The 20,519-nt window shown below is 52.6% G+C and carries 22 protein-coding genes; 13 read left to right on the top strand and 9 right to left on the bottom strand.

Going from position 1 to position 20,519, the window contains the following annotated elements; all coding sequences use genetic code 11:
* Positions 1-6: 6 nt before the first annotated feature.
* The 3 genes from NMD08_RS03190 to uxaC all read right to left on the bottom strand — a co-directional run bounded on the left by NMD08_RS03190 (position 7) and on the right by uxaC (position 3,683).
* Positions 7-561, bottom strand: a complete 555-nt coding sequence (locus NMD08_RS03190) for a YgjV family protein (RefSeq protein WP_210905423.1) — start codon at positions 559-561, stop codon at positions 7-9.
* Positions 562-767: 206 nt separating this feature from the next.
* Entirely contained in the window at positions 768-2,255 is a 1,488-nt protein-coding gene (locus NMD08_RS03185; protein WP_370619495.1) for a UxaA family hydrolase, read from the bottom strand.
* Positions 2,256-2,270: 15 nt separating this feature from the next.
* Positions 2,271-3,683 carry a glucuronate isomerase gene (gene uxaC, locus NMD08_RS03180; RefSeq protein ID WP_151224388.1) on the bottom strand — a complete coding sequence of 471 codons (1,413 nt, stop codon included), beginning with the start codon at positions 3,681-3,683 and terminating at the stop codon, positions 2,271-2,273.
* Positions 3,684-4,156: 473 nt separating this feature from the next.
* Between uxaC and NMD08_RS03175 the strand changes: the two genes are divergently transcribed.
* The 11 genes from NMD08_RS03175 to NMD08_RS03125 all read left to right on the top strand — a co-directional run bounded on the left by NMD08_RS03175 (position 4,157) and on the right by NMD08_RS03125 (position 11,437).
* Positions 4,157-5,458: an MFS transporter gene (locus NMD08_RS03175; RefSeq protein ID WP_151217815.1), complete on the top strand. Its 1,302-nt coding sequence runs from the start codon at positions 4,157-4,159 to the stop codon at positions 5,456-5,458.
* Positions 5,459-5,592: 134 nt separating this feature from the next.
* Positions 5,593-6,369 carry a transcriptional regulator ExuR gene (exuR, locus tag NMD08_RS03170; protein WP_003024817.1) on the top strand — a complete coding sequence of 259 codons (777 nt, stop codon included), beginning with the start codon at positions 5,593-5,595 and terminating at the stop codon, positions 6,367-6,369.
* 348 nt (positions 6,370-6,717) lie between these two features.
* Positions 6,718-7,380 carry a DedA family general envelope maintenance protein YqjA gene (yqjA, locus tag NMD08_RS03165; RefSeq protein WP_151217816.1) on the top strand — a complete coding sequence of 221 codons (663 nt, stop codon included), beginning with the start codon at positions 6,718-6,720 and terminating at the stop codon, positions 7,378-7,380.
* A gap of 18 nt (positions 7,381-7,398) precedes the next feature.
* A complete protein-coding gene (gene mzrA, locus NMD08_RS03160) occupies positions 7,399-7,767 on the top strand; it encodes an EnvZ/OmpR regulon moderator MzrA (RefSeq protein ID WP_370620198.1) in 369 nt (122 codons plus the stop codon).
* Between the two features lie 148 nt (positions 7,768-7,915).
* Positions 7,916-8,284 (top strand): DUF1090 domain-containing protein, encoded by a 369-nt coding sequence (locus NMD08_RS03155; protein WP_370619492.1) that lies wholly within the window; start codon positions 7,916-7,918, stop codon positions 8,282-8,284.
* Positions 8,285-8,317: 33 nt separating this feature from the next.
* Positions 8,318-8,623, top strand: coding sequence for a YqjD family protein (locus NMD08_RS03150; RefSeq protein WP_151217818.1), 306 nt, complete (start codon positions 8,318-8,320; stop codon positions 8,621-8,623).
* 2 nt (positions 8,624-8,625) lie between these two features.
* A complete protein-coding gene (locus tag NMD08_RS03145; protein WP_151217819.1) occupies positions 8,626-9,021 on the top strand; it encodes a phage holin family protein in 396 nt (131 codons plus the stop codon).
* Positions 9,021-9,320 (top strand): YqjK-like family protein, encoded by a 300-nt coding sequence (locus NMD08_RS03140; protein ID WP_151217820.1) that lies wholly within the window; start codon positions 9,021-9,023, stop codon positions 9,318-9,320. The genes NMD08_RS03145 and NMD08_RS03140 overlap by 1 nt, the downstream gene beginning before the upstream one ends.
* A gap of 175 nt (positions 9,321-9,495) precedes the next feature.
* Complete coding sequence (locus NMD08_RS03135; protein WP_005131473.1) at positions 9,496-9,888, top strand: DoxX family protein; 393 nt, start codon at positions 9,496-9,498, stop codon at positions 9,886-9,888.
* 72 nt (positions 9,889-9,960) lie between these two features.
* Entirely contained in the window at positions 9,961-10,947 is a 987-nt protein-coding gene (gene yqjG, locus NMD08_RS03130) for a glutathione S-transferase family protein (RefSeq protein ID WP_210905424.1), read from the top strand.
* A 124-nt stretch (positions 10,948-11,071) separates the two neighbouring features.
* Positions 11,072-11,437 (top strand): DUF805 domain-containing protein, encoded by a 366-nt coding sequence (locus NMD08_RS03125; RefSeq protein WP_003024853.1) that lies wholly within the window; start codon positions 11,072-11,074, stop codon positions 11,435-11,437.
* A gap of 37 nt (positions 11,438-11,474) precedes the next feature.
* Here NMD08_RS03125 and yhaJ read toward each other — a convergent pair whose 3' ends face one another.
* Positions 11,475-12,371, bottom strand: a complete 897-nt coding sequence (yhaJ, locus tag NMD08_RS03120; RefSeq protein WP_003024855.1) for a DNA-binding transcriptional regulator YhaJ — start codon at positions 12,369-12,371, stop codon at positions 11,475-11,477.
* 104 nt (positions 12,372-12,475) lie between these two features.
* Between yhaJ and NMD08_RS03115 the strand changes: the two genes are divergently transcribed.
* A complete protein-coding gene (locus NMD08_RS03115; RefSeq protein WP_151224390.1) occupies positions 12,476-13,177 on the top strand; it encodes a pirin family protein in 702 nt (233 codons plus the stop codon).
* Positions 13,178-13,203: 26 nt separating this feature from the next.
* Entirely contained in the window at positions 13,204-13,353 is a 150-nt protein-coding gene (locus NMD08_RS03110; RefSeq protein ID WP_151217824.1) for a hypothetical protein, read from the top strand.
* Positions 13,354-13,407: 54 nt separating this feature from the next.
* Here NMD08_RS03110 and NMD08_RS03105 read toward each other — a convergent pair whose 3' ends face one another.
* The 5 genes from NMD08_RS03105 to pflB form a co-directional block, all read right to left on the bottom strand.
* Positions 13,408-14,718, bottom strand: coding sequence for a serine dehydratase subunit alpha family protein (locus NMD08_RS03105; RefSeq protein ID WP_151224391.1), 1,311 nt, complete (start codon positions 14,716-14,718; stop codon positions 13,408-13,410).
* 24 nt (positions 14,719-14,742) lie between these two features.
* Positions 14,743-16,074 carry a hypothetical protein gene (locus NMD08_RS03100; protein WP_370619489.1) on the bottom strand — a complete coding sequence of 444 codons (1,332 nt, stop codon included), beginning with the start codon at positions 16,072-16,074 and terminating at the stop codon, positions 14,743-14,745.
* Between the two features lie 283 nt (positions 16,075-16,357).
* Positions 16,358-17,722 carry an L-serine ammonia-lyase gene (gene tdcG, locus NMD08_RS03095; RefSeq protein WP_151217827.1) on the bottom strand — a complete coding sequence of 455 codons (1,365 nt, stop codon included), beginning with the start codon at positions 17,720-17,722 and terminating at the stop codon, positions 16,358-16,360.
* A gap of 87 nt (positions 17,723-17,809) precedes the next feature.
* Entirely contained in the window at positions 17,810-18,205 is a 396-nt protein-coding gene (locus NMD08_RS03090) for an enamine/imine deaminase (protein ID WP_003828585.1), read from the bottom strand.
* A 13-nt stretch (positions 18,206-18,218) separates the two neighbouring features.
* Positions 18,219-20,513 carry a formate C-acetyltransferase gene (pflB, locus tag NMD08_RS03085; protein ID WP_286538654.1) on the bottom strand — a complete coding sequence of 765 codons (2,295 nt, stop codon included), beginning with the start codon at positions 20,511-20,513 and terminating at the stop codon, positions 18,219-18,221.
* Positions 20,514-20,519: the final 6 nt, after the last annotated feature.

The following is a 20,519-nucleotide window of genomic DNA, read 5'->3' as shown; positions in this document are numbered from 1 at the left end:
CCTCCGTTATCGGGCGGAGGGGCTCTTTTCTTGTACGCTTTTTTCAATTTTGAACGGATCAATTCCGCGTTTTTGCATCCGCCGGAAGCGAATAATGTTCAGGCCATTCATCACCAGAAAGCTGCCTTCGATCATCGTCCCGCCAATCGATCCCAACCAGAAATTATGAATAACCCAGCAGGCGGTTGCGCACCACATCACGCAGCGCACGGTTAACCCCTGGCAGCGAAACAGCGCCCAGGTGCTGGCCAGCGTGCCGATTATCGGCAACAGCTCCATCGCATGCTGTAACTTTGCCAGCCCGAGAACCAGGGTGAGAAGAATAAAAACGGCCATTACCCACAGTTTGCGGGTATGCATTGAGACGAGCGTGCGGATGGTGTTGAGCTCGGCGCTCATTCCCGCAGGCCAGGCGCCCATCAAAAAAAAATGCACGCCAATGGTGGCGCTGTAAACGGCCAGTTGCAGCCGGAACCGGCGCTCATCACGATTGAAAAAGGTGGTAATGCCGATCAGAAAGGCGATGACACCTACGCCCTGGGCCAGCCAATACGCGGTCATGAATGATCCTTATCAGGTAATGCAAAAACAAACGGCGTTCCAAATGATGAAACGCCGTTTTTTAAATCCACTCCATTTCGATTACCCAATCGATTTCGTGCCACAGCAAGGCGGCAAGTTCGCTCATCCCCGGGAGCTTACTGAAGTAAGTGACCGGGGTGAATGAACGCAGTCAACGCAGCTGCCGCGCGAAAGATGAAGGGTAATTACAACGTTACGCCGCTTTTAAATATTGCCAGTTCCCGGAAATCGTTGCGCTCATTGCAGGTCTGCTTGCCGTTGGCGAACTCAACGATGGTATCAACAAACTCACTCAGAAGTTGCGGCATCGCTTTACCGTGGATCAGCTGTCCGGCGTCAAAATCGATCCAGTGTTTTTTCTTCGCCGCCAGCTCGCTATTGGTGGCGATTTTCACTGTCGGCACAAAACCACCGTACGGTGTTCCACGTCCGGTACTAAATAGCACCATGTGGCAGCCCGCGCCCGCCAGCGCGCTGGTGGCGACCGCGTCGTTACCCGGCGCGCTCAGCAGGTTCAGGCCGTGCGTCTTCAGGCGTTCGCCGTAGCGCAGAACGTCAACCACTTTGCTGGACCCCGCTTTCTGGGTGCAGCCGAGCGATTTATCTTCCAGGGTGGTAATACCGCCCGCTTTGTTACCCGGCGATGGGTTCTCGTAGATCGGCTGGTCATGGGCAATGAAGTACTGCTTGAAGTCATTGACCATCGTAACCAGCTTGCCAAAAGTTTCTTCGTCACGACAGTGGTCCATCAACAACTGCTCGGCGCCGAACATTTCCGGCACTTCGGTCAGCACCGTGGTGCCGCCGTTCGCAATCACGTAGTCAGAGAAACGCCCCAGCATCGGGTTGGCGGTAATACCGGACAAGCCGTCAGAGCCGCCGCATTCCAGACCAAACTTCAGCTCGCCCAGTTTACCCGGCTCACGCTTATCATTACGCATCGCGTTGTATAACTGATGGAGATGTTCAATCCCCGCTTCCACTTCGTCTTCCTGATGCTGGCAGACCATAAAGTGAACGCGCTCAGGATCGAACTCACCTAAAGTTTCGCGGAAGGCATCCACCTGGTTGTTTTCACAGCCCAGACCAACGACCAACACCGCCCCCGCATTCGGATGGCGCACCATGTTTTGCAGCATGGTGCGGGTGTTAATGTGGTCGTCACCCAGCTGTGAACAGCCGTAGGTGTGGCTGAAGAGATGCACGCCGTCGATACCTTCGGCGTCGTTGGTCTCTTTCAAAAAGCGGTTCTGCATCTGACGCGCCATCGCGTTAACGCAGCCTACCGTTGGCAGGATCCACAGTTCGTTACGCACCCCAACGTCACCGTTCGCGCGGCGATAAATCTGCACATCGCGATCGGCAGGCTGCGTGACTTCGGCCTGGAAATCCGGTTGGTAGCGATACGTGTCCAGGTCGCTCAGATTGGTGCGGGTGTTATGGGCATGTATATGCTCACCCACCGCAACGTCCACCAGCGTGTGGCCGATTGGCAAACCGTATTTGATGACGTTTTCGCCCTTCGCAATATCGCGTAAAGCGAATTTATGACCACGAGAGACTGCCTGACGCAGGATTACCACCTGATCGTCGACGATGACTTCGGTTCCTTCAGCCAAATCAGCAAGCGCAACTGCGACGTTATCCAGCGCATGGATCTTGATGTATTGCATACCGTCACCCAGACCTTAGTTCAGTTCAATGGCGAAGTAATCACGCGCATTGTTGAAGCAAATATTTCTCACCATTTCACCCAGCAGCTGGATGTCGGCAGGCGCTTCACCTGCGGCAACCCAACGACCAATCATCTGACACAGGATGCGACGGAAGTATTCATGGCGGGTGTAAGACAGGAAGCTACGGCTATCAGTCAGCATGCCGACGAAACGGCTCAGCAGGCCGAGCTGCGCCAGCTGCGTCATCTGACGTTCCATCCCGTCTTTCTGGTCGTTGAACCACCAGCCGGAACCGAACTGCATTTTCCCCGGCATGCCTTCGCCCTGGAAGTTACCGATCATCGTCCCCAGCACTTCGTTATCACGCGGGTTCAGGCAGTACAGAATGGTTTTCGGCAGCAGGTTTTGTTCATTCTGCTTGCTCAGCAGTTTGGACAGTTCTTCCGCCATCGGACGGTCATTGATGGAGTCAAAGCCAACATCCGCGCCCAGCAGCTTGAACTGGCGCAGGTTGTTATTACGCAGCGCACCGATGTGGTACTGCTGCACCCATTCGCGACGCGCGTATTCTGCGCCGAGGAACACCAGAACGGCGGTTTTGAACTGCGCCACTTCATGCTCGCTCAGGGTTTCACCAGCCAGGCGACGGGCCAGAATGCTGTCCAGCTCCGATTCGTTAGATTCGGCAAACAGCACCACGTCCAGCGCATGGTCAGAGACTTTGCAGCCGTGCGCCGCGAAGTGATCCAGACGTTTGGTCAGTGCAACCTGCAGGTCGCTGAAGCGACGGATATCGGTATCTGACACTTCACCGAGTTTCGCCATATAGTCATTAAAGGTCGCCAGCTCAATGTTAAAGGCTTTATCCGGACGCCAGCTCGGCAACACTTTCACATCAAAGCTTCCGTCTTTAGCAACGGCCGCATGGTGCTCCAGAGAGTCAATCGGGTCATCGGTGGTACCGACCATTTTCACATTCATCTGCTGCATGATGCCGCGCGCGGAGAATTTATCCTGCGCCAGCAGTTCGTTGCACTGGTTCCAGATTTCGTCAGCCGTTGCCGGAGACAGCAACTTACCTGTAATACCAAACGGGCGACGTAATTCGAGATGGGTCCAGTGGTACAGCGGGTTACCGATAGTGTGCGGAACTGTGGCGGCCCACGCGTCAAACTTTTCACGATCGGACGCATCGCCAGTACAAAGGCGTTCAGCAACGCCGTTGGTACGCATCGCACGCCACTTATAGTGGTCGCCCTTCAGCCAGATGTCATACAGGTTATTGAAACGGTAGTTTTCCGCAATTTGTTGCGGTGGTAAATGGCAGTGGTAATCGAAGATCGGCTGGTCTTTAGCGTAATCATGATACAGACGGCGGGCAAATTCGGTATCCAGCAGGAAATCTTCAGTCATAAACGGGGTCATTATCGTCTTCCTCTCAGCGAGTGCGTCAGATTGCTTATGTTGCGATGCTGACAAAGTTATCACACCAATTTCCATGCACTGAAGATATTTTCGTGAGCTAGATCAACAAACGATGACAAAAAAATTACTCTCAAAGAGGTAAATCACACGTTAAACCGCGCCAGTACTGGCTTTGCTGAATCGAAATAATGACCACACGAAGATTCACACTTTTGTGATGGCACTCACCTTTTAAAGCTGTATGACAAGTTATCTTTTGGCCGTCGCGATACATAAGCCGACGGAATGCAAATTACCGATGTATCACCATCGGATTGACCGGTACGGAAACCGAATTAGCACAAATATTGACATGGCAATGTTCGGGGAGTACCGGCTTTTTTTTTCGGTTACCCCCTCGTAAAAAACATCCTCCGCTCTGGACTGGAAGATGACCGCTCGTTCGCGGACATAACAAAACGATGAGGTTTTACATGCGTAAAATTAAAGGGTTACGTTGGTATATGATTGCACTGGTGACGCTTGGCACCGTGCTGGGTTACCTGACGCGTAACACTGTGGCGGCAGCTGCGCCAACTCTGATGGAAGAGTTACACATCTCCACTCAACAGTATTCCTATATCATCGCAGCCTATTCTGCTGCATACACCGTAATGCAACCCGTTGCCGGTTACGTACTCGATGTGCTCGGCACAAAAGTAGGTTACGCGATGTTCGCCGTTCTTTGGGCTGTTTTCTGTGGTGCGACCGCGCTGGCTGGAAGTTGGGGCGGGTTGGCACTGGCGCGAGGTGCTGTAGGTGCTGCCGAAGCCGCGATGATCCCTGCGGGCCTGAAAGCCAGTTCTGAATGGTTCCCGGCAAAAGAACGTTCAATTGCCGTAGGTTACTTTAACGTTGGTTCTTCTATCGGCGCGATGATCGCTCCACCGCTGGTCGTCTGGGCTATCGTCATGCACAGCTGGCAGATGGCATTTATTATTTCAGGTGCCCTGAGCTTCATCTGGGCCATGTGCTGGTTGGTATTTTACAAACACCCACGCGACCAGAAAAAACTGTCTGATGAAGAACGTGATTACATTCTGAATGGTCAGGAATCTCAGCATAAAAACAGCACCGCGAAGAAAATGTCGCTCGGTCAGATCCTGCGTAACCGCCAGTTCTGGGGAATTGCGCTGCCGCGTTTCCTGGCAGAACCGGCGTGGGGAACGTTCAACGCCTGGATTCCGCTGTTCATGTTCAAAGTTTACGGCTTTAACCTGAAAGAGATTGCGATGTTTGCCTGGATGCCTATGCTGTTTGCTGACCTGGGCTGTATCGTTGGGGGTTACTTACCGCCGCTGTTCCAGCGCTGGTTCGGTGTTAACCTGATCGTTTCGCGTAAAATGGTCGTGACGATGGGCGCATTACTGATGATTGGCCCGGGGATGATTGGTCTGTTCACCAGCCCATACATTGCTATTGCCCTGCTGTGCGTCGGTGGTTTTGCTCACCAGGCGCTGTCCGGTGCGCTGATTACACTCTCTTCTGACGTGTTTGGCCGTAATGAAGTGGCAACTGCGAACGGCCTGACCGGTATGTCCGCCTGGCTCGCAAGTACGCTGTTTGCGCTGGTCGTCGGTGCACTGGCTGACACCATCGGCTTTAGCCCGCTGTTTGCCGTACTGGCGGTATTCGACCTGCTCGGCGCGTTAGTCATCTGGACGGTATTGCAGAACAAATCGGCCAGCGAGGTAGAGTCAGCGTCGCAAACTGGCGATCCCGCCGCGCAAAGTTAACCAGACAAGATTTAATAAGGTTATGTAATGCTAAGCCGCCAGTTATCTGGCGGCTTTTTTAACAGCGCGAGTGGAGCCGTAATCGCAAAAGTGGTATAACAAATAGAGTCTGCCGTATCATGCCTGGAGCGCATATGGAAATCACTGAACCACGACGTTTGTACCAACAACTTGCCGCTGATCTGAAAGAACGCATTGAGCAGGGCGTCTATCTGGTGGGTGAAAAGCTCCCCGCCGAGCGCTTTATCGCCGATGAAAAAAATGTCAGCCGTACCGTGGTTCGTGAAGCGATTATCATGCTCGAAGTTGAGGGCTATGTAGAAGTGCGCAAAGGTTCCGGCATTCATGTCATTTCAAATCAGGCGCGTCACCAGCAGGCCACCGACGAATCACTTGAATTCGCCAATTATGGTCCTTTCGAGCTGCTTCAGGCTCGTCAGTTGATTGAAAGCAATATCGCTGAATTTGCTGCTACACAGGTTACCAAGCAAGACATCATGAAACTGATGGACATTCAGGAACATGCGCGGAATGAAAAATGCTTTCGCGATTCCGAGTGGGATCTGCAGTTTCATATTCAGGTCGCGCTAGCCACGCAGAACTCTGCGCTGGCCGCCATCGTAGAAAAAATGTGGACCCAGCGTAGCCACAACCCGTACTGGAAAAAACTGCACGAGCATATCGACGCACGTACCGTCGATAACTGGTGCGATGATCATGACCAAATTCTCAAAGCGCTGATCCGTAAAGATCCGAACGCGGCAAAACTGGCCATGTGGCAACACCTGGAGAATACCAAAATCATGTTGTTCAACGAGACCAGCGATGACTTTGAGTTCAACGCTGACCGTTATCTTTTTGCGGAAAATCCTGTCGTTCACCTTGATACTGCAGTTAACAGCGCTAAATAAGCAATCTTTTCGATCCAGGCGCAACAAAGCGCCTGTTTCTCATGCTTGGTAAGCATTAGGTATAAAGTGTCAGCCTGTGTAAATCCTCTCGCCTCCCTCCATTGCGATAAGCAAAATCACAGTTCAACAACCGTAATTTCTATAACGGACAACGTTGACCTTTGTTACAATTAGTTGTTATTTGAATTTTTGTGTTTGAGAGCTTGCTTACTTCACAACTTTACAGGGAATAGTTCAGGCCGTGAATTTGTGTCAGACCGCGATCCATGTAAAAAACACCAATAAAATTGCGGCGTTACAAACTCCAGAAAACCGGCATGACGACAACCGATTCTCCAGGAATATTGAATGGAACTACTGACTCAATTACTGAATGCTTTATGGGCTCAGGATTTTGAAACGCTGGCCAATCCTTCCATGATTGGCTTGCTCTATTTCGTACTATTTACCATTTTGTTTCTGGAAAACGGACTGCTGCCAGCGGCCTTTTTACCTGGCGACAGTCTACTGGTGCTGGTCGGCGTACTTATCGCCAAAGGCGCGATGGGTTTCCCGCAAACGATATTGCTACTTACCACCGCGGCCAGCCTGGGTTGTTGGCTCAGCTATATCCAGGGGCGATGGCTGGGGAATACCCGCACCGTACAAAACTGGCTATCTCATCTGCCTGCGCATTACCATCAGCGCGCGCATCATCTGTTCCATAAGCATGGCTTGTCTGCGCTGCTGGTCGGTCGCTTCATTGCGTTTGTCAGAACATTACTACCGACCATCGCAGGATTGTCCGGCCTGAACAATGCGCGCTTTCAGTTCTTTAACTGGATGAGCGGACTGCTTTGGGTTCTGATTCTTACAACGCTTGGCTATTTGCTGGGCAAAACACCGGTATTTCTCAAGTATGAAGATCAGCTGATGTCTTGCCTGATGCTGCTTCCCGTTGTGCTACTGGTGTTTGGTCTGGCAGGTTCACTGGTTGTTCTTTGGAAGAAGAAATACGGGAACCGAGGGTAAATTATGCTGAAATCACGCATAACGCTCCGACGACTTGCCTGGTCCACCACCTTTATGCTGTTTATCGGCGCGCTGCTCCTGACCTTGTCGGTCATCCGCCAGCAGGAGTCAACGCTTGCCATTCGTGCTGTAAACCAGGGAGCCACCATGCCTGATGGCTTCTCTATCTGGCATCACCTGGACGCCAACGGCATTCGCTTTAAAAGTATAACTCCGCAAAATGACGCGCTGCTGATCACCTTTGATTCCAGCGCGCAGAGCGCAGCAGCAAAAGTCGTGCTGGACCGAACGTTACCGCACGGTTTCGTTATTGCTCAGCAGGATGATGATAATCAGGCGGTGCAGTGGTTATCTCGCTTACGTGATACCCCACACCGCTTTGGTTAATCTCCAGGAATCTGAATTAGATCACTCACTTTGGTGATTTCATCGTTTAGCGCCTATGATTAATAAACTGGGTTAATGACTCAACGCTTTATTATTCTGGAGCACCGACCATAAGCCACAAGGTCGAATCACAATGGAAGGTTCAAGAATGAAATACCGCATCGCTTTAGCAATTAGCCTTTTCGCTCTCAGTGCCGGCAGTTACGCATCCACCCTCTGTCAGGAAAAAGAACAGGATATCCAGCGGGAGATTAGCTATGCCGAAAAGCACAATAATCAGAGCCGCATCAATGGGCTGAACAAAGCGCTGAGCGAAGTTAGGGCCAACTGTACTGACAGTAAACTGCGCGCCGACCATCAGAAAAAAATCGCAGAACAGAAAAATGAGATAACCGAGCGTCAACGTGATTTGGCCGAGGCGAAGCAAAAAGGCGATGCGGATAAAATCGTAAAGCGCGAGCATAAGCTTGCTGAAGCTCAGAAAGAGCTGAAAGAACTCGAGACCCGCGATTACTAAGTACGGTAACTAGCCACTCAACTGGAGAAAACTATGTCGAAAGATAATGCTACGGAAAACCTGCGCGCTGAGCTGAAATCTCTTGCGGATACGCTTGAAGAAGTACTTAGCTCCTCTGGCGATAAGTCGAAGGAAGAGATAAGTAAAATTCGCAGCAAAGCCGAACACGCGCTGCGCGAGAGTCGCCATCGCCTGAGCGAAACCAGCGATGTGATTGCCAAACAGACCCGTGAGGCTGCGGCAAAAGCCGATAACTATGTGCGCGAAAACCCATGGACAGGCGTCGGCATTGGCGCTGCAGTCGGTGTGGTCCTTGGTGTACTGCTGTCGCGCCGCTAACAATGGCAGACTCTCAACACGCACAAGGTCCAGGCAAAGGCGTACTGGGTATTGGACAGCGGATCCTGACGATTCTCGTTGAGATCGTAGAGACGCGGCTGCGGCTGGCCGTCGTTGAGCTGGAAGAGGAAAAAGCCAATCTCATCCAGATCCTGCTGATGCTTGGGCTGACCATGCTGTTCGCGGCGTTTGGCCTGATGAGTCTGATGGTGCTTATCATCTGGGCCATCGATCCTCAATATCGCCTGAACGCCATGATTGCCACTACCGTTGTGCTGTTGCTTTTAGCGTTTATCGGCGGGCTATGGACGTTGCGAAAAGCGCGTAAAACAACGCTGCTACGCCATACGCGTAATGAACTCGCTAACGACAGGAAGGCCCTGGAGGATGAGGCATAATGAGCAGTAAAGTCGAACGTCTACAACGTAAGGCGCAACTGCTTGGACAGATCCAGCAGCAACGGCTGGATCTGTCTGCCGCTCGTCGCGACTGGCTGGAGGCAACCGAAGTCTACGATCGCGGCTGGAAAACGCTGTTGAACCTGCGCGGATGGGTGATAGTCGGGAGCAGTATTATGGCGGTTCGCACCATCCGTAATCCTAACCTGCTGGTACGCTGGGCTAAACGCGGCTTTAGCGTCTGGAGCATCTGGCGTCTGGTGAAATCGACCATCAGACAGCAGCAGTTGCGCGGCTGACCCTCTCTTCTCCCACCTAACCTCAAATTTTTTGAAGATTTCTGACAGTTTTCCTTGCTAACAATTGTCATTAGCCGCGTTTATGATTCTCTCCATCGACAGCAACGACGCACTCTGCGGCGTCGTTGCACAAAAAAACACAATAAGCCGCTTGAGTGGTTTCCTGGAGAGTATGATGAAGAAATTAGAAGATGTTGGTGTACTGGTAGCGCGCATTCTGATGCCTATCCTGTTTATTACCGCAGGTTGGGGAAAAATCACCGGATATGCGGGTACCCAACAGTACATGGAAGCCATGGGCGTCCCAGGATTTATGCTGCCGCTGGTTATTCTGCTTGAGTTTGGCGGCGGTCTGGCAATTCTGTTCGGTTTCCTGACTCGTACTACCGCGCTGTTCACCGCAGGCTTCACGCTGCTAACGGCGTTCCTTTTCCACAGCAACTTTGCTGAAGGTATGAACTCTCTGATGTTTATGAAAAACCTGACCATCGCAGGCGGCTTCCTGCTGCTGGCTATCACCGGTCCGGGCGCATTCAGTATTGACCGTGTACTGAATAAAAAGTGGTAAGCGAGCTATACTGAACACATCAAAAAGCGAGGAGATATCTCCTCGCTTTTGCTATCTGAGGAGACGAAAATCATGGGACAACTGATTGACGGCGTCTGGCACGACACCTGGTATGACACCAAATCAACTGGGGGGAAATTTCAACGCTCTGCATCGGCTTTCCGTAACTGGCTCACCGCGGATGGCGCTCCGGGTCCAACCGGTGAAGGTGGCTTCGCCGCCGAAAAAGACCGCTATCATCTGTACGTTTCTTTGGCCTGCCCGTGGGCGCATCGCACGCTGATTTTGCGTAAACTTAAAGGGCTGGAACCGTTTATTTCCGTTTCCGTTGTGCATCCGTTAATGCTGGAAAACGGCTGGACCTTTGACGACAACTTCCCGGCGGCAACTGGCGATACCCTGTATCAGCACGAATTTCTTTATCAGCTGTATTTACACGCCGATCCACACTACAGCGGTCGGGTGACCGTTCCGGTATTGTGGGACAAAAAGAACCACACCATTGTCAGTAACGAATCCGCAGAAATCATCCGCATGTTTAACACTGCGTTTGATGCGCAGGGTGCGAAAGCCGGGGATTACTATCCACCAACTCTGCAAAGTAAAATCGACGAGCTGAACGGCTGGATCTATGACAACGTCAATAACGGTGTATATAAAGCCGGATTTGCCACCAGCCAGGAAGCCTACGACGATGCCGTGGAAAAAGTCTTTCAATCGCTTGCACGACTGGAGCAGATCCTGGGTCAGCATCGCTACCTGACCGGCGACCAGTTAACTGAGGCCGATATTCGCCTGTGGACCACGCTGGTACGCTTTGATCCGGTCTATGTGACCCACTTCAAGTGCGACAAACACCGTATCAGTGACTACCTGAATCTGTACGGTTTTCTGCGCGATATCTACCAGATGCCGGGTATTGCAGATACCGTCAACTTTGACCACATCCGTCATCACTACTTCCGTAGCCACAAAACAATCAACCCGACCGGTATTATTTCAATCGGCCCGTGGCAGGACCTCGACGAACCTCATGGGCGTGACGAGCGTTTCGCCTGATTTACACTGGCCTCCGTTTGGGGCCAAATAATTAATACTACAAACATTTACCAGCATTCCATTCGCAGCTATTCTTAATTTGATTGCTTTAAAAACAAGTAATTGAACGCAGAACGAGGCAAAAATGGATTGGTATTTAAACGTATTAAAGAACTACTTTGGGTTTGGTGGCCGCGCGCGTCGTAAAGAATACTGGATGTTTGTGCTGGTCAACATCATCTTCACGTTCGTGCTGGGCATTCTGGACAGAATGCTTGGCTGGGAACGCGCCGGAGGAGAAGGCATATTAACAACGATTTATGGGGTTCTGGTCTTTATTCCGTGGTGGGCGGTACAGTTCCGGCGTTTACATGACACCGATCGTTCAGCCTGGTGGCTACTGGTGCTATTGATCCCGATCGTCGGCTGGTTGGTCATCATTATTTTCAACTGTCAAAACGGCACTCCGGGGAGCAACCGCTTCGGCGCTGACCCCAAACAGCTGTCCTGAATTCAAATACGCCCCTTCCGTTGAAGGGGTGTATTTCTTATTTACCCGCGAATAGTTTCGGGATTTCCCGCAGACACCAGGATTTCGCCTCGCCCATGCTGTCCCGGCGCCAGGCCATAATAATATCAATTTCACTTGTCGATTCCGGGCTTACTACCCGCAGCCGACCTGCCGCAATGTCCTCTTCTACCAGCGGATACGGCATTGTCGCCACGCCAAGGCCGGCCAATAACGCCTGGCGTTTATCTTCTATCGTACTCACCGTCAGACGCGGCTGTTTATCCAGCAATTGGACCGTGAGTACCGGACGTTCACGGGCGGTGTCCGCCACCGCGATCCCGCGGTACTTCACACGGGTGACTTCCGATAACGGTTCTGGCTCCTGATGGATGGGATGATCCGGAGCCGCCACATAGACGTTCATCAGCGAGTATAGCTTGCGCGAATTGATTTCTGAGGATGAGCGAAAATGCATATCCGGCGCAATCACGATATCCGCCCGTCCCTGCTCCAAACGCTCCCATGCTCCGGCCAAGACTTCGGTAATAACGGAAAGCTGGGTATTGGCCTTCCCGGCAAGTCGGTCAATCAGCGGGAAAAACGCCGCTGTCGGCACCAGCGCTTCGGTAACGATGGTCAGATGCGTTTCCCAACCGCGAGCCAGTGCTTCGGCATCGGTGGTCAGTTTATCCGCGGCTTCCAGCAGTACGCGTCCACGCTCCAGCAGCATACGCCCGACGTTAGTGAACTTTGTGCGATGGCCTGAACGGTCAAACAGCACCACGTCCAGCTCTTCCTCCAGTTTCTGCATGGTATAGCTGAGCGCGGAAGGCACGCGCCCTAGTTCGTCTGCCGCTGCGGCAAAGCTGCCGCGCCTGTCTATTGCGTCCATGACGCGTAACGCTTCAAGCGTTAAAGCCCTTTCTTTGGCCATCTCGTTCTCATTCAGGAAATTTGAACATACCGGGCAGAATATCTGGCTAACAATGCAGCGTCTAGCCATTTAACATAAAAGGAAGTAAAGAGAGGTCAATAACTATGATTACTACCCGTACAGCCAAACAATGCGGGCAAGCAGACTACGGCTGGCTGCAGGCTCGTTATACCTTCTCCTTTGGACACTATTTTGATCCTAAACTGCTGGGTTATGCCTCGCTGCGTGTTCTGAACCAGGAAGTTCTGGCACCGGGGGCCTCTTTCCAGCCACGTACCTATCCGAAGGTGGATATCGTCAATCTGATTCTCGAAGGGGAAGCGGAGTATCGCGATAGCGAAGGCAACCATATCCAGGCCAAAGCGGGAGAGGTTTTACTTCTCGCTACACAGCCGGGGATCAGCTACAGCGAACACAATATCAGCAAGGATAAATCGTTAACCCGAATGCAGCTGTGGCTGGACGCCTGCCCGCAGCGCGAAAATGCCTGCGTACAGAAAGCCACGCTGAGTGCCGGTAAGCATCAATTGCTGGCCTCGCCGGACGGTGAACAAGGCAGCCTGCACCTGCGCCAACAGGTATGGGTACACCACGTTGAACTGCAACAAGGTGAATCGCTGAGTTTTCAGTTACATGGGCCACGGGCTTACTTACAGTCGATCCACGGCAGATTCCATGCGGTGACCGCTGGCGCAGAAAAGGAAGCACTTACCTGCGGCGATGGCGCATTTATTCGTGACGAAACTAACATAACGTTAGTCGCCGATACCTCGCTGCGCGCTTTGCTGATAGATTTGCCCGTATAGTCAGAGAAAACAACGGAGTACGACTGTTGAGTAAGAAAACATCAAAAAAACGCCAGCCGCAGGTTGCGCCGGAAAAACGAGAAACAGTTCCCTTCGGCTATGAAGAAATGCTGACAGAGCTGGAAGCAATTGTGGCCGATGCTGAGCTACGGCTGGAAGACGAAGAAGCCGCCTGAAAAGGCGGCTTTGACTTATGCCGGATGACGACTCCACGTTACCCGGCCTGGAGATTAATGTGCCTTACTGGCCATGATCTCAATGATCTGTTTGTCGGTTTCCTGCATCGAACGACATGCCAGCGCACACAAGTTAGTGATAGATTGCTCGACGTTATGCGCCACAATCCCCTCGTTGCCGGTTACTGCAGTATCATCCAACGCCATCAGCACCGCTTTCCACGCCGCAGATGCGCTGGTTGAAACTTTCATCGCGCAGCTGTTTGAAGCGCCATCGCAAATCATGCCGCTCACGTCACCAATCATGCTGCTGATCGCCATCGCGATGGTGTTGTAGCGGCCATCCACGATCCATGCCATCCCTGCCGCAGCGCCCATCGCCGCCGTGGTTGCCGCGCACAGCGCAGACAAACGCGGAAGCTGATGATGGATGTAAATAGCGCTCAGGTGAGACAGCATCAGCGCACGCGCCAGTTTCTCCTCATCCGCGCCAAAGTGTTCAGCTACCACCATCACCGGGACGGTGGCGGTAATCCCCTGATTACCGGAACCGGAGTTGCTCATGGCTGGCAGCGTCGCCCCGCCCATTCGCGCATCCGATGCCGCACTGGTGCGGATCAGAATAGAGGTAGAAAGATCGTTCGCCAACAGGCCACGCGCGCACTGCTTCTCAAGCGTGGTTCCGATGTGCAAGCCCCAGTTACCGCGCAGCCCTTCCTGAGACAGCGCACCATTCAGTTTTGCCGCATCAAGAATAAAGCGGATTGACTCAAACGGTACCGCATTTACGAACGCCAGAATCTCTTCCAGCGAGGTGTGAGAAAGTACCGCCAGCGGTGACTCCTGCTCTTCTTCCTGCGCGTTCTGTTCTGTGGTGAACACCACGCCTTTATTGGTCTCGATATGCACAATGTTGGTATGCCCACCAACAATCGTCACGCACGCCCATCCTTCAGCGCTGTAAACCTTCGCGCGGGAAAAGAGGATATCCTCGCAAGGCTCCTGCAGCATCACCGCAACCTTGCCATCGCTCAACATCGCTTTCGCATCAGCGATCGCTTGTGGCGACGCATCTTTCAGTACCTCTAAACCGGCACGGGCATTTCCCCCCAGCGCACCCAGCGCCGCCGCGACAGGTAACCCGACCATTCCGGTACCCGGCACGGTAACGCCCATGCCATTTTTCATCAGGTTCGGTGAGACCCACGCATCAATACGTTCAACCGCACCGTCCAGCTCAGAAGATGCGACCGCTGCCGCCAGCGCCAGAGAGATAGGTTCCGTACAACCCAGCGCAGGCTTAACCTCCTCCTGTACCGCGCGGATAAAACTATCCCATAATGGATTCAATGTAGTCTCAAACATAACAACAACCTTTGCTCAGATAACTCAGGAAAATGCCAGGAACGGAGAAACGCACAGCAGCAGGCCCGTGATAATAATCAGATACAGGGAAGCGCCTTTGTATTTGTGCAGTGAAGGAACTTTGTAGACCAGCCAGGCCGGGATCAGACAACCCACCATGCCGAAGATAGGACTACAAATAGAGGTGAAGCTCAGCACCGGCGCATTGAGCACAATTGCGCTCCAGGCCAGCAGGATGGCGAAAACCATAATGCCGCGCTGAACCAGGGTTTCGTTGATTTTCTCGGCTGGCATTTTGCGGCGCAGCACGTTCATTACGATCCCCTGAGTCGCTTCACGGAAACCTAAGTAGACGCCGAAGAAAGCGGTCATAACGGCAAAGATGTTCAGAACAACGCTGACGATTTTCACCCAACCAGCACCCGCACCGCTGATAAACTGCGCGGCAATCGCCAGAGCGGAAATATTCTGCTCATAAGCTTTAACCGCTTCGTCATGGCCCATCGCCAACGTGAAGGAAACGGCGTAGAAAAAGACGGTCACGAACAGAATGCCGAACGCGATATTCATGGCACGCAGGGCTTTATGGCGCGCCACTTCAATGGATTTATTGCGCGAACGATACGAGATAACCATCGGGCTTAAGGTCTGAATAAACAGAATCGAGGTCAGCGTAAACGGCAGCGTGATGATCGCGTTTTTGATCAGTAGCGCCATCGGCGGCAGTGAACCTGCGTTATGCAGATGCCACATCCCTACCATTGACACGCCAAGCGCTGCCACTACCAGCAGCTTGGTCAGCACCATGCCGGTAGAGATTTTAAACAGCATTTGTTCACCACGTGACGAGAGAGCCACCAGGATGCAAATCAGCACCAGGCCATAGAACGGGCTGTCGGACAGTAAACCTTCAGTAACGCCAAAAGTATGCAGGTAAGAGGCGCTATCGTTGGTGATGGCGGTGGAGTAGACGAACATCCAGATTACCAGCATCACAAAGTACAACGCACCTAACAGGATGCCCCAGTTTTTACCCAAGTAACCGCTGATCACGCTTGGGTAATCTTTACATTCCGGGGACTCAGCCAGCGTATTGATAAACAACCGCTGGAACAGATACATGGCTGGATAGCCAATAACAGAGGAGAGCAAAAACACCCACAGCCCCATCAGCCCGACCTGGACAGGAAGAAAAACAATCCCCGCACCAATCGCCATACCGATACTCATAATGACCCAGCCGGTGTCCATGCTGTCGAATTTAATGGCTTCACGCCATTCGCTTTCGGTCATTCCCGCCCGACGCGCCGGGGCAGATGCGTCGAGTATTACGCTGTTATTCGTTGCCGTTTCCATAAAAATCTCGCTCAAAATGTAGGGTAAGGTTTTATTATTTTTCCGTTCTGCATCAATGCGATACGCGGAACGAGTCGTGCAGGCGAGTTCGTTAGAATGGAGAAATCATACGCCGAGGGTCAGAGAAAAACTTCACAAACATACCCCTTTATTTCACAATGTTTAATAAAATTTTTCTTATTTATATTTATAAAATGGAACTATTTTCTCTTTTTGAGGCGGATCACAACAAAAAAAAGGGCGCACTCAAGTGCGCCCAAAGGAGAAATAAACACAAATTCAGTTAACTGCAAACCACCTTGATCGCCAGCCCACCGCGTGAAGTTTCACGGTATTTGTCATTCATATCTTTGCCCGTTTCATACATCGTCTCGATCACTTTATCGAGCGAAACGCGTGGTTCTGATGTCCGACGTAGCGCCATACGCGCGGCGTTGACGGCTTTAACCGCATTGATCGCATTACGTTCAATGCATGGGATCTGCACCTGCCCAGCCACCGGATCGCAGGTCAGCCCCAGGTTATGCTCCATAGCAATTTCCGCCGCAATACACACCTGGGACGGGCTACCGCCAAGCAACTCTGTCAGCCCGGCAGCCGCCATTGAACAAGCGACACCAATCTCACCCTGGCAACCGACTTCTGCACCCGAAATCGAGGCGTTCATCTTATACAGCGCACCTATCGCCCCCGCGGCCAGCAAGTAGCGGGCAATGGAATTTGCATTTACCGGACGGCGGAATTTGTCGTAATAGGCCAATACGGCGGGAATAATTCCACATGCACCGTTGGTCGGCGCCGTCACAACCCGGCACCCGGCGGCGTTTTCTTCGCTCACGGCCAGCGCGAACATGTTGATCCAGTCAATGACGTTCATCGGGTCGCTGGACAGGTTGTCGCTGGAAACCAGCAACCGACGTAATGCCACGGCGCGGCGCGGTACATTAAGCGGGCCCGGCAGAACGCCTTCGGTATTCATGCCGCGCTCAATCCCCGCATGCATGACGTCCCAAATGGCAGCAAAGCCAGCATCGATTTCTTCTTTGCTGCGCATCGCCAGTTCGTTTTGCATCATCAGGCCGGAAACAGACAGCCCGTTGCGCTCACACAGTTTCAGCAGTTCGCTGGCGGAATGAAAATTGTAGGGCACGTGTGCTTCAACATCATGCGCCTGACCAAATTGCTCCTCTTCAACGATAAAACCACCGCCGACGGAGTAATAGGTTTTCCTTAACAACGTCTCGGTGCCGTTCCACGCGGTGAGACGCATACCATTTTCATGGCGCGGCAGCGTTTCGGCATGAAAGAGAATATTTTCATCTGGAGAGAAATCGACAACATGCGCGCCCTCTGCCACCGGTAACCGTCCGGTACGGGCCACTTCCTGAGTAAAACCAGCGATTGAATCTATATTCACATTTTGCGGACTGTTACCGGCCAGCCCCATCATGATGGCGATATCTGTCGCATGACCTTTTCCGGTCAGAGAGAGTGATCCGTAAAGATCGACCACAATATGCGTAGCCTTAGGGAGTTCCCCGCTGCTGACCAACAGATCGATAAAACTTTTACCTGCATTCATTGGCCCCACGGTATGGGAGCTGGAAGGTCCAATGCCAATCTTGAAAATATCGAATGCGCTAATCATATCCACACCCTCGGATTGCCGTTCAGTGAAGACCAGGTTTCACACTCATTAAGGATCGGGGCGATCCTGAGATCGCCCCGCAAGGGATTACAGCGTGTCGCCACGTACAGCGATAGCTTCAATCTCCAGCTTCACATCCTTCGGTAAGCGAGCGACCTGCACGCAGCTGCGCGTGGGATAGATAGCCTTGTGCTCATCAAAGAACTGCTGGTACACCTGGTTAATGGTGGCGAAGTCATTCAGGTCGGAAACGAAAACGGTCGTCTTCACGATATCGCTCACTTTCAACCCTGCAGACTCGACGATCGCTTTCACGTTTTCCAGGCTTTGACGGGCCTGATCGGCCACGTTTTCTGCCACTTCACCGGTCTGGGGACACACCGGAATTTGACCTGACGTCAACACCATGCTGCCCAGATCCACACCCTGTACGTAAGGCCCGATGGCCCCTGGCGCACATTCGGTTGCAATAACTTTTCTCATAGTCCCTCCGGCGTCAAAGCGCCTGGGTGAAAGTACGTGAAATAACATCCTGCTGCTGTTCACGGGTCAGCGCGTTGAAGCGTACCGCATAGCCAGACACGCGGATCGTCAGGTTTGGATAGTTTTCCGGGTGCTCGATGGCATCCATCAACATTTCACGGTTCATGACGTTCACGTTCAGATGCTGTCCGCCTTCCACATGCGCTTCATGGTGGAAGTAACCGTCCAGCAGACCGACCAGGTTGGTTTTACGCACCCCGTCCTCTTTGCCCAGCGCGGCCGGCACAATCGAGAAGGTGTACGAGATACCGTCTTTGGCATAGGTAAACGGCAGTTTGGCAACAGACGTTAACGACGCAACCGCTCCTTTACGATCGCGGCCATGCATCGGGTTCGCCCCTGGCGCAAACGGCGTACCTGCGCGACGTCCGTCCGGCGTGTTACCGGTTTTCTGGCCGTACACCACGTTGGAGGTGATGGTCAGAATGGACTGCGTCGGCACCGCGTTACGGTAGGTTGGCAACACCTTAATTTTCTTCATAAAGCGCTCAACCAGGTCGCAGGCAATGCTGTCCACGCGCTCGTCGTTGTTACCGTATTGCGGATAGTCGCCTTCGATTTCAAAATCGATCGCCAGACCGTTTTCATCACGAATCGGTTTCACGCGGGCGTATTTGATAGCCGACAGCGAATCCGCCGCCACGGAAAGCCCCGCCATACCGCAGGCCATCGTGCGATAGACATCACGATCGTGCAGCGCCATCAGCGATGCTTCGTAGCTGTACTTGTCGTGCATGTAGTGGATGATGTTCAGCGCACTGATGTACTGCACGGCCAGCCAGTCCATAAAGTGGTCCAGACTCTCCATCACCGTGTCGTAGTCCAGCACGTCATCCATCAGCGGTGCCGTTTTCGGCCCGACCTGGATTTTCAGTTTCTCATCCACACCGCCGTTGATTGCGTACAGCAACGTTTTGGCGAGGTTGGCACGCGCCCCGAAGAACTGCATTTGCTTGCCGATAACCATCGGGCTGACGCAGCAGGCAATGGCATAGTCATCGCTGTCAAAGTCGGCACGCATCAAATCGTCGTTTTCGTACTGTAAAGACGAGGTGATGATAGACACCTGGGCGGCGTATTTTTTGAAGGCGATCGGCAGCGCTTCGGACCACAACACCGTCAGGTTCGGCTCAGGTGCCGGGCCCATGGTGTGCAGCGTATGCAGATAGCGGAACGAGTTTTTCGTCACCAGCGTGCGGCCATCCAGCCCCATACCGCCGATAACTTCGGTCGCCCAGATAGGGTCGCCTGAGAACAGGGTGTCGAATTCCGGCGTACGCAGGAAGCGCACCATACGGATCTTCATAATGAAGTGGTCGATCAGCTCCTGCGCCTGCTGCTCGTTTAAAATTCCCGCTTTGAAATCGCGCTCAATGTAGATGTCGAGGAACGATGCGGTACGACCCAGCGACATCGCGCCGCCGTTCTGAGATTTCACCGCAGCCAGATAAGCGAAGTACACCCACTGCACCGCTTCCTGCGCATTCCGCGCCGGGCGGGAGATATCGCAGCCATACTTCGCCGCCATTTCCTGCATTTGCAGCAGGGCGCGACGGTGTTCAGACAGCTCTTCACGCAGGCGAATCGTGGCTTCAAGATTCTGGCCCCACTCCAGGTTCGACTGAAGATCGGCAAACTGCAGTTCACGCTCGCGCACCAGGTAGCGGATACCGTACAGCGCCACGCGGCGATAGTCACCGATGATACGACCACGGCCATAGCCGTCCGGCAGACCTGTCAGCACGCCGGATTTACGACAACGCAGCATATCCGGAGAGTAGGCGTCGAATACGCCCTGATTATGGGTTTTACGCAGTTCAGTAAACTGGTATTCAAAATCAGCATCCATCTCACGGCCATAAGCATCAAAAGAGCTTTTGATCATGTTGATGCCGCCAAACGGATGCAGAGCACGCTTGAGCGGCTTATCCGTTTGCAAACCGACGATTTTTTCCAGTTCCTGTTCAATATAACCCGCATCATGTGCGGTAATCGTGGTGGCAATATTGGTATCGAAATCTACCGGCGCATGCGTCGAGTTTTCAATACGGATGCCCGCCATAACTTTTTCCCACAATGCCGTGGTTGCAGGCGTGGCTTCGGCGAGGAAAGATTCATCCCCTTCATAAGGTGTGTAGTTGTGCTGAATAAAATCACGGACATTAATTTCTTCTTTCCAGTCCGTACCTTTAAAGCCATTCCAGGCTTCGGCATACAGCATATCGCTGGTATCGATATTTACCTTCATGAAAAA

This window comes from Citrobacter meridianamericanus (assembly GCF_041320245.1).
GTDB classification, from domain to species: Bacteria; Pseudomonadota; Gammaproteobacteria; order Enterobacterales; family Enterobacteriaceae; genus Citrobacter; species Citrobacter meridianamericanus.
The sequence above is the reverse complement of the archived record's forward strand: the minus strand, read 5'-3'. Positions and strand labels throughout refer to the sequence as shown.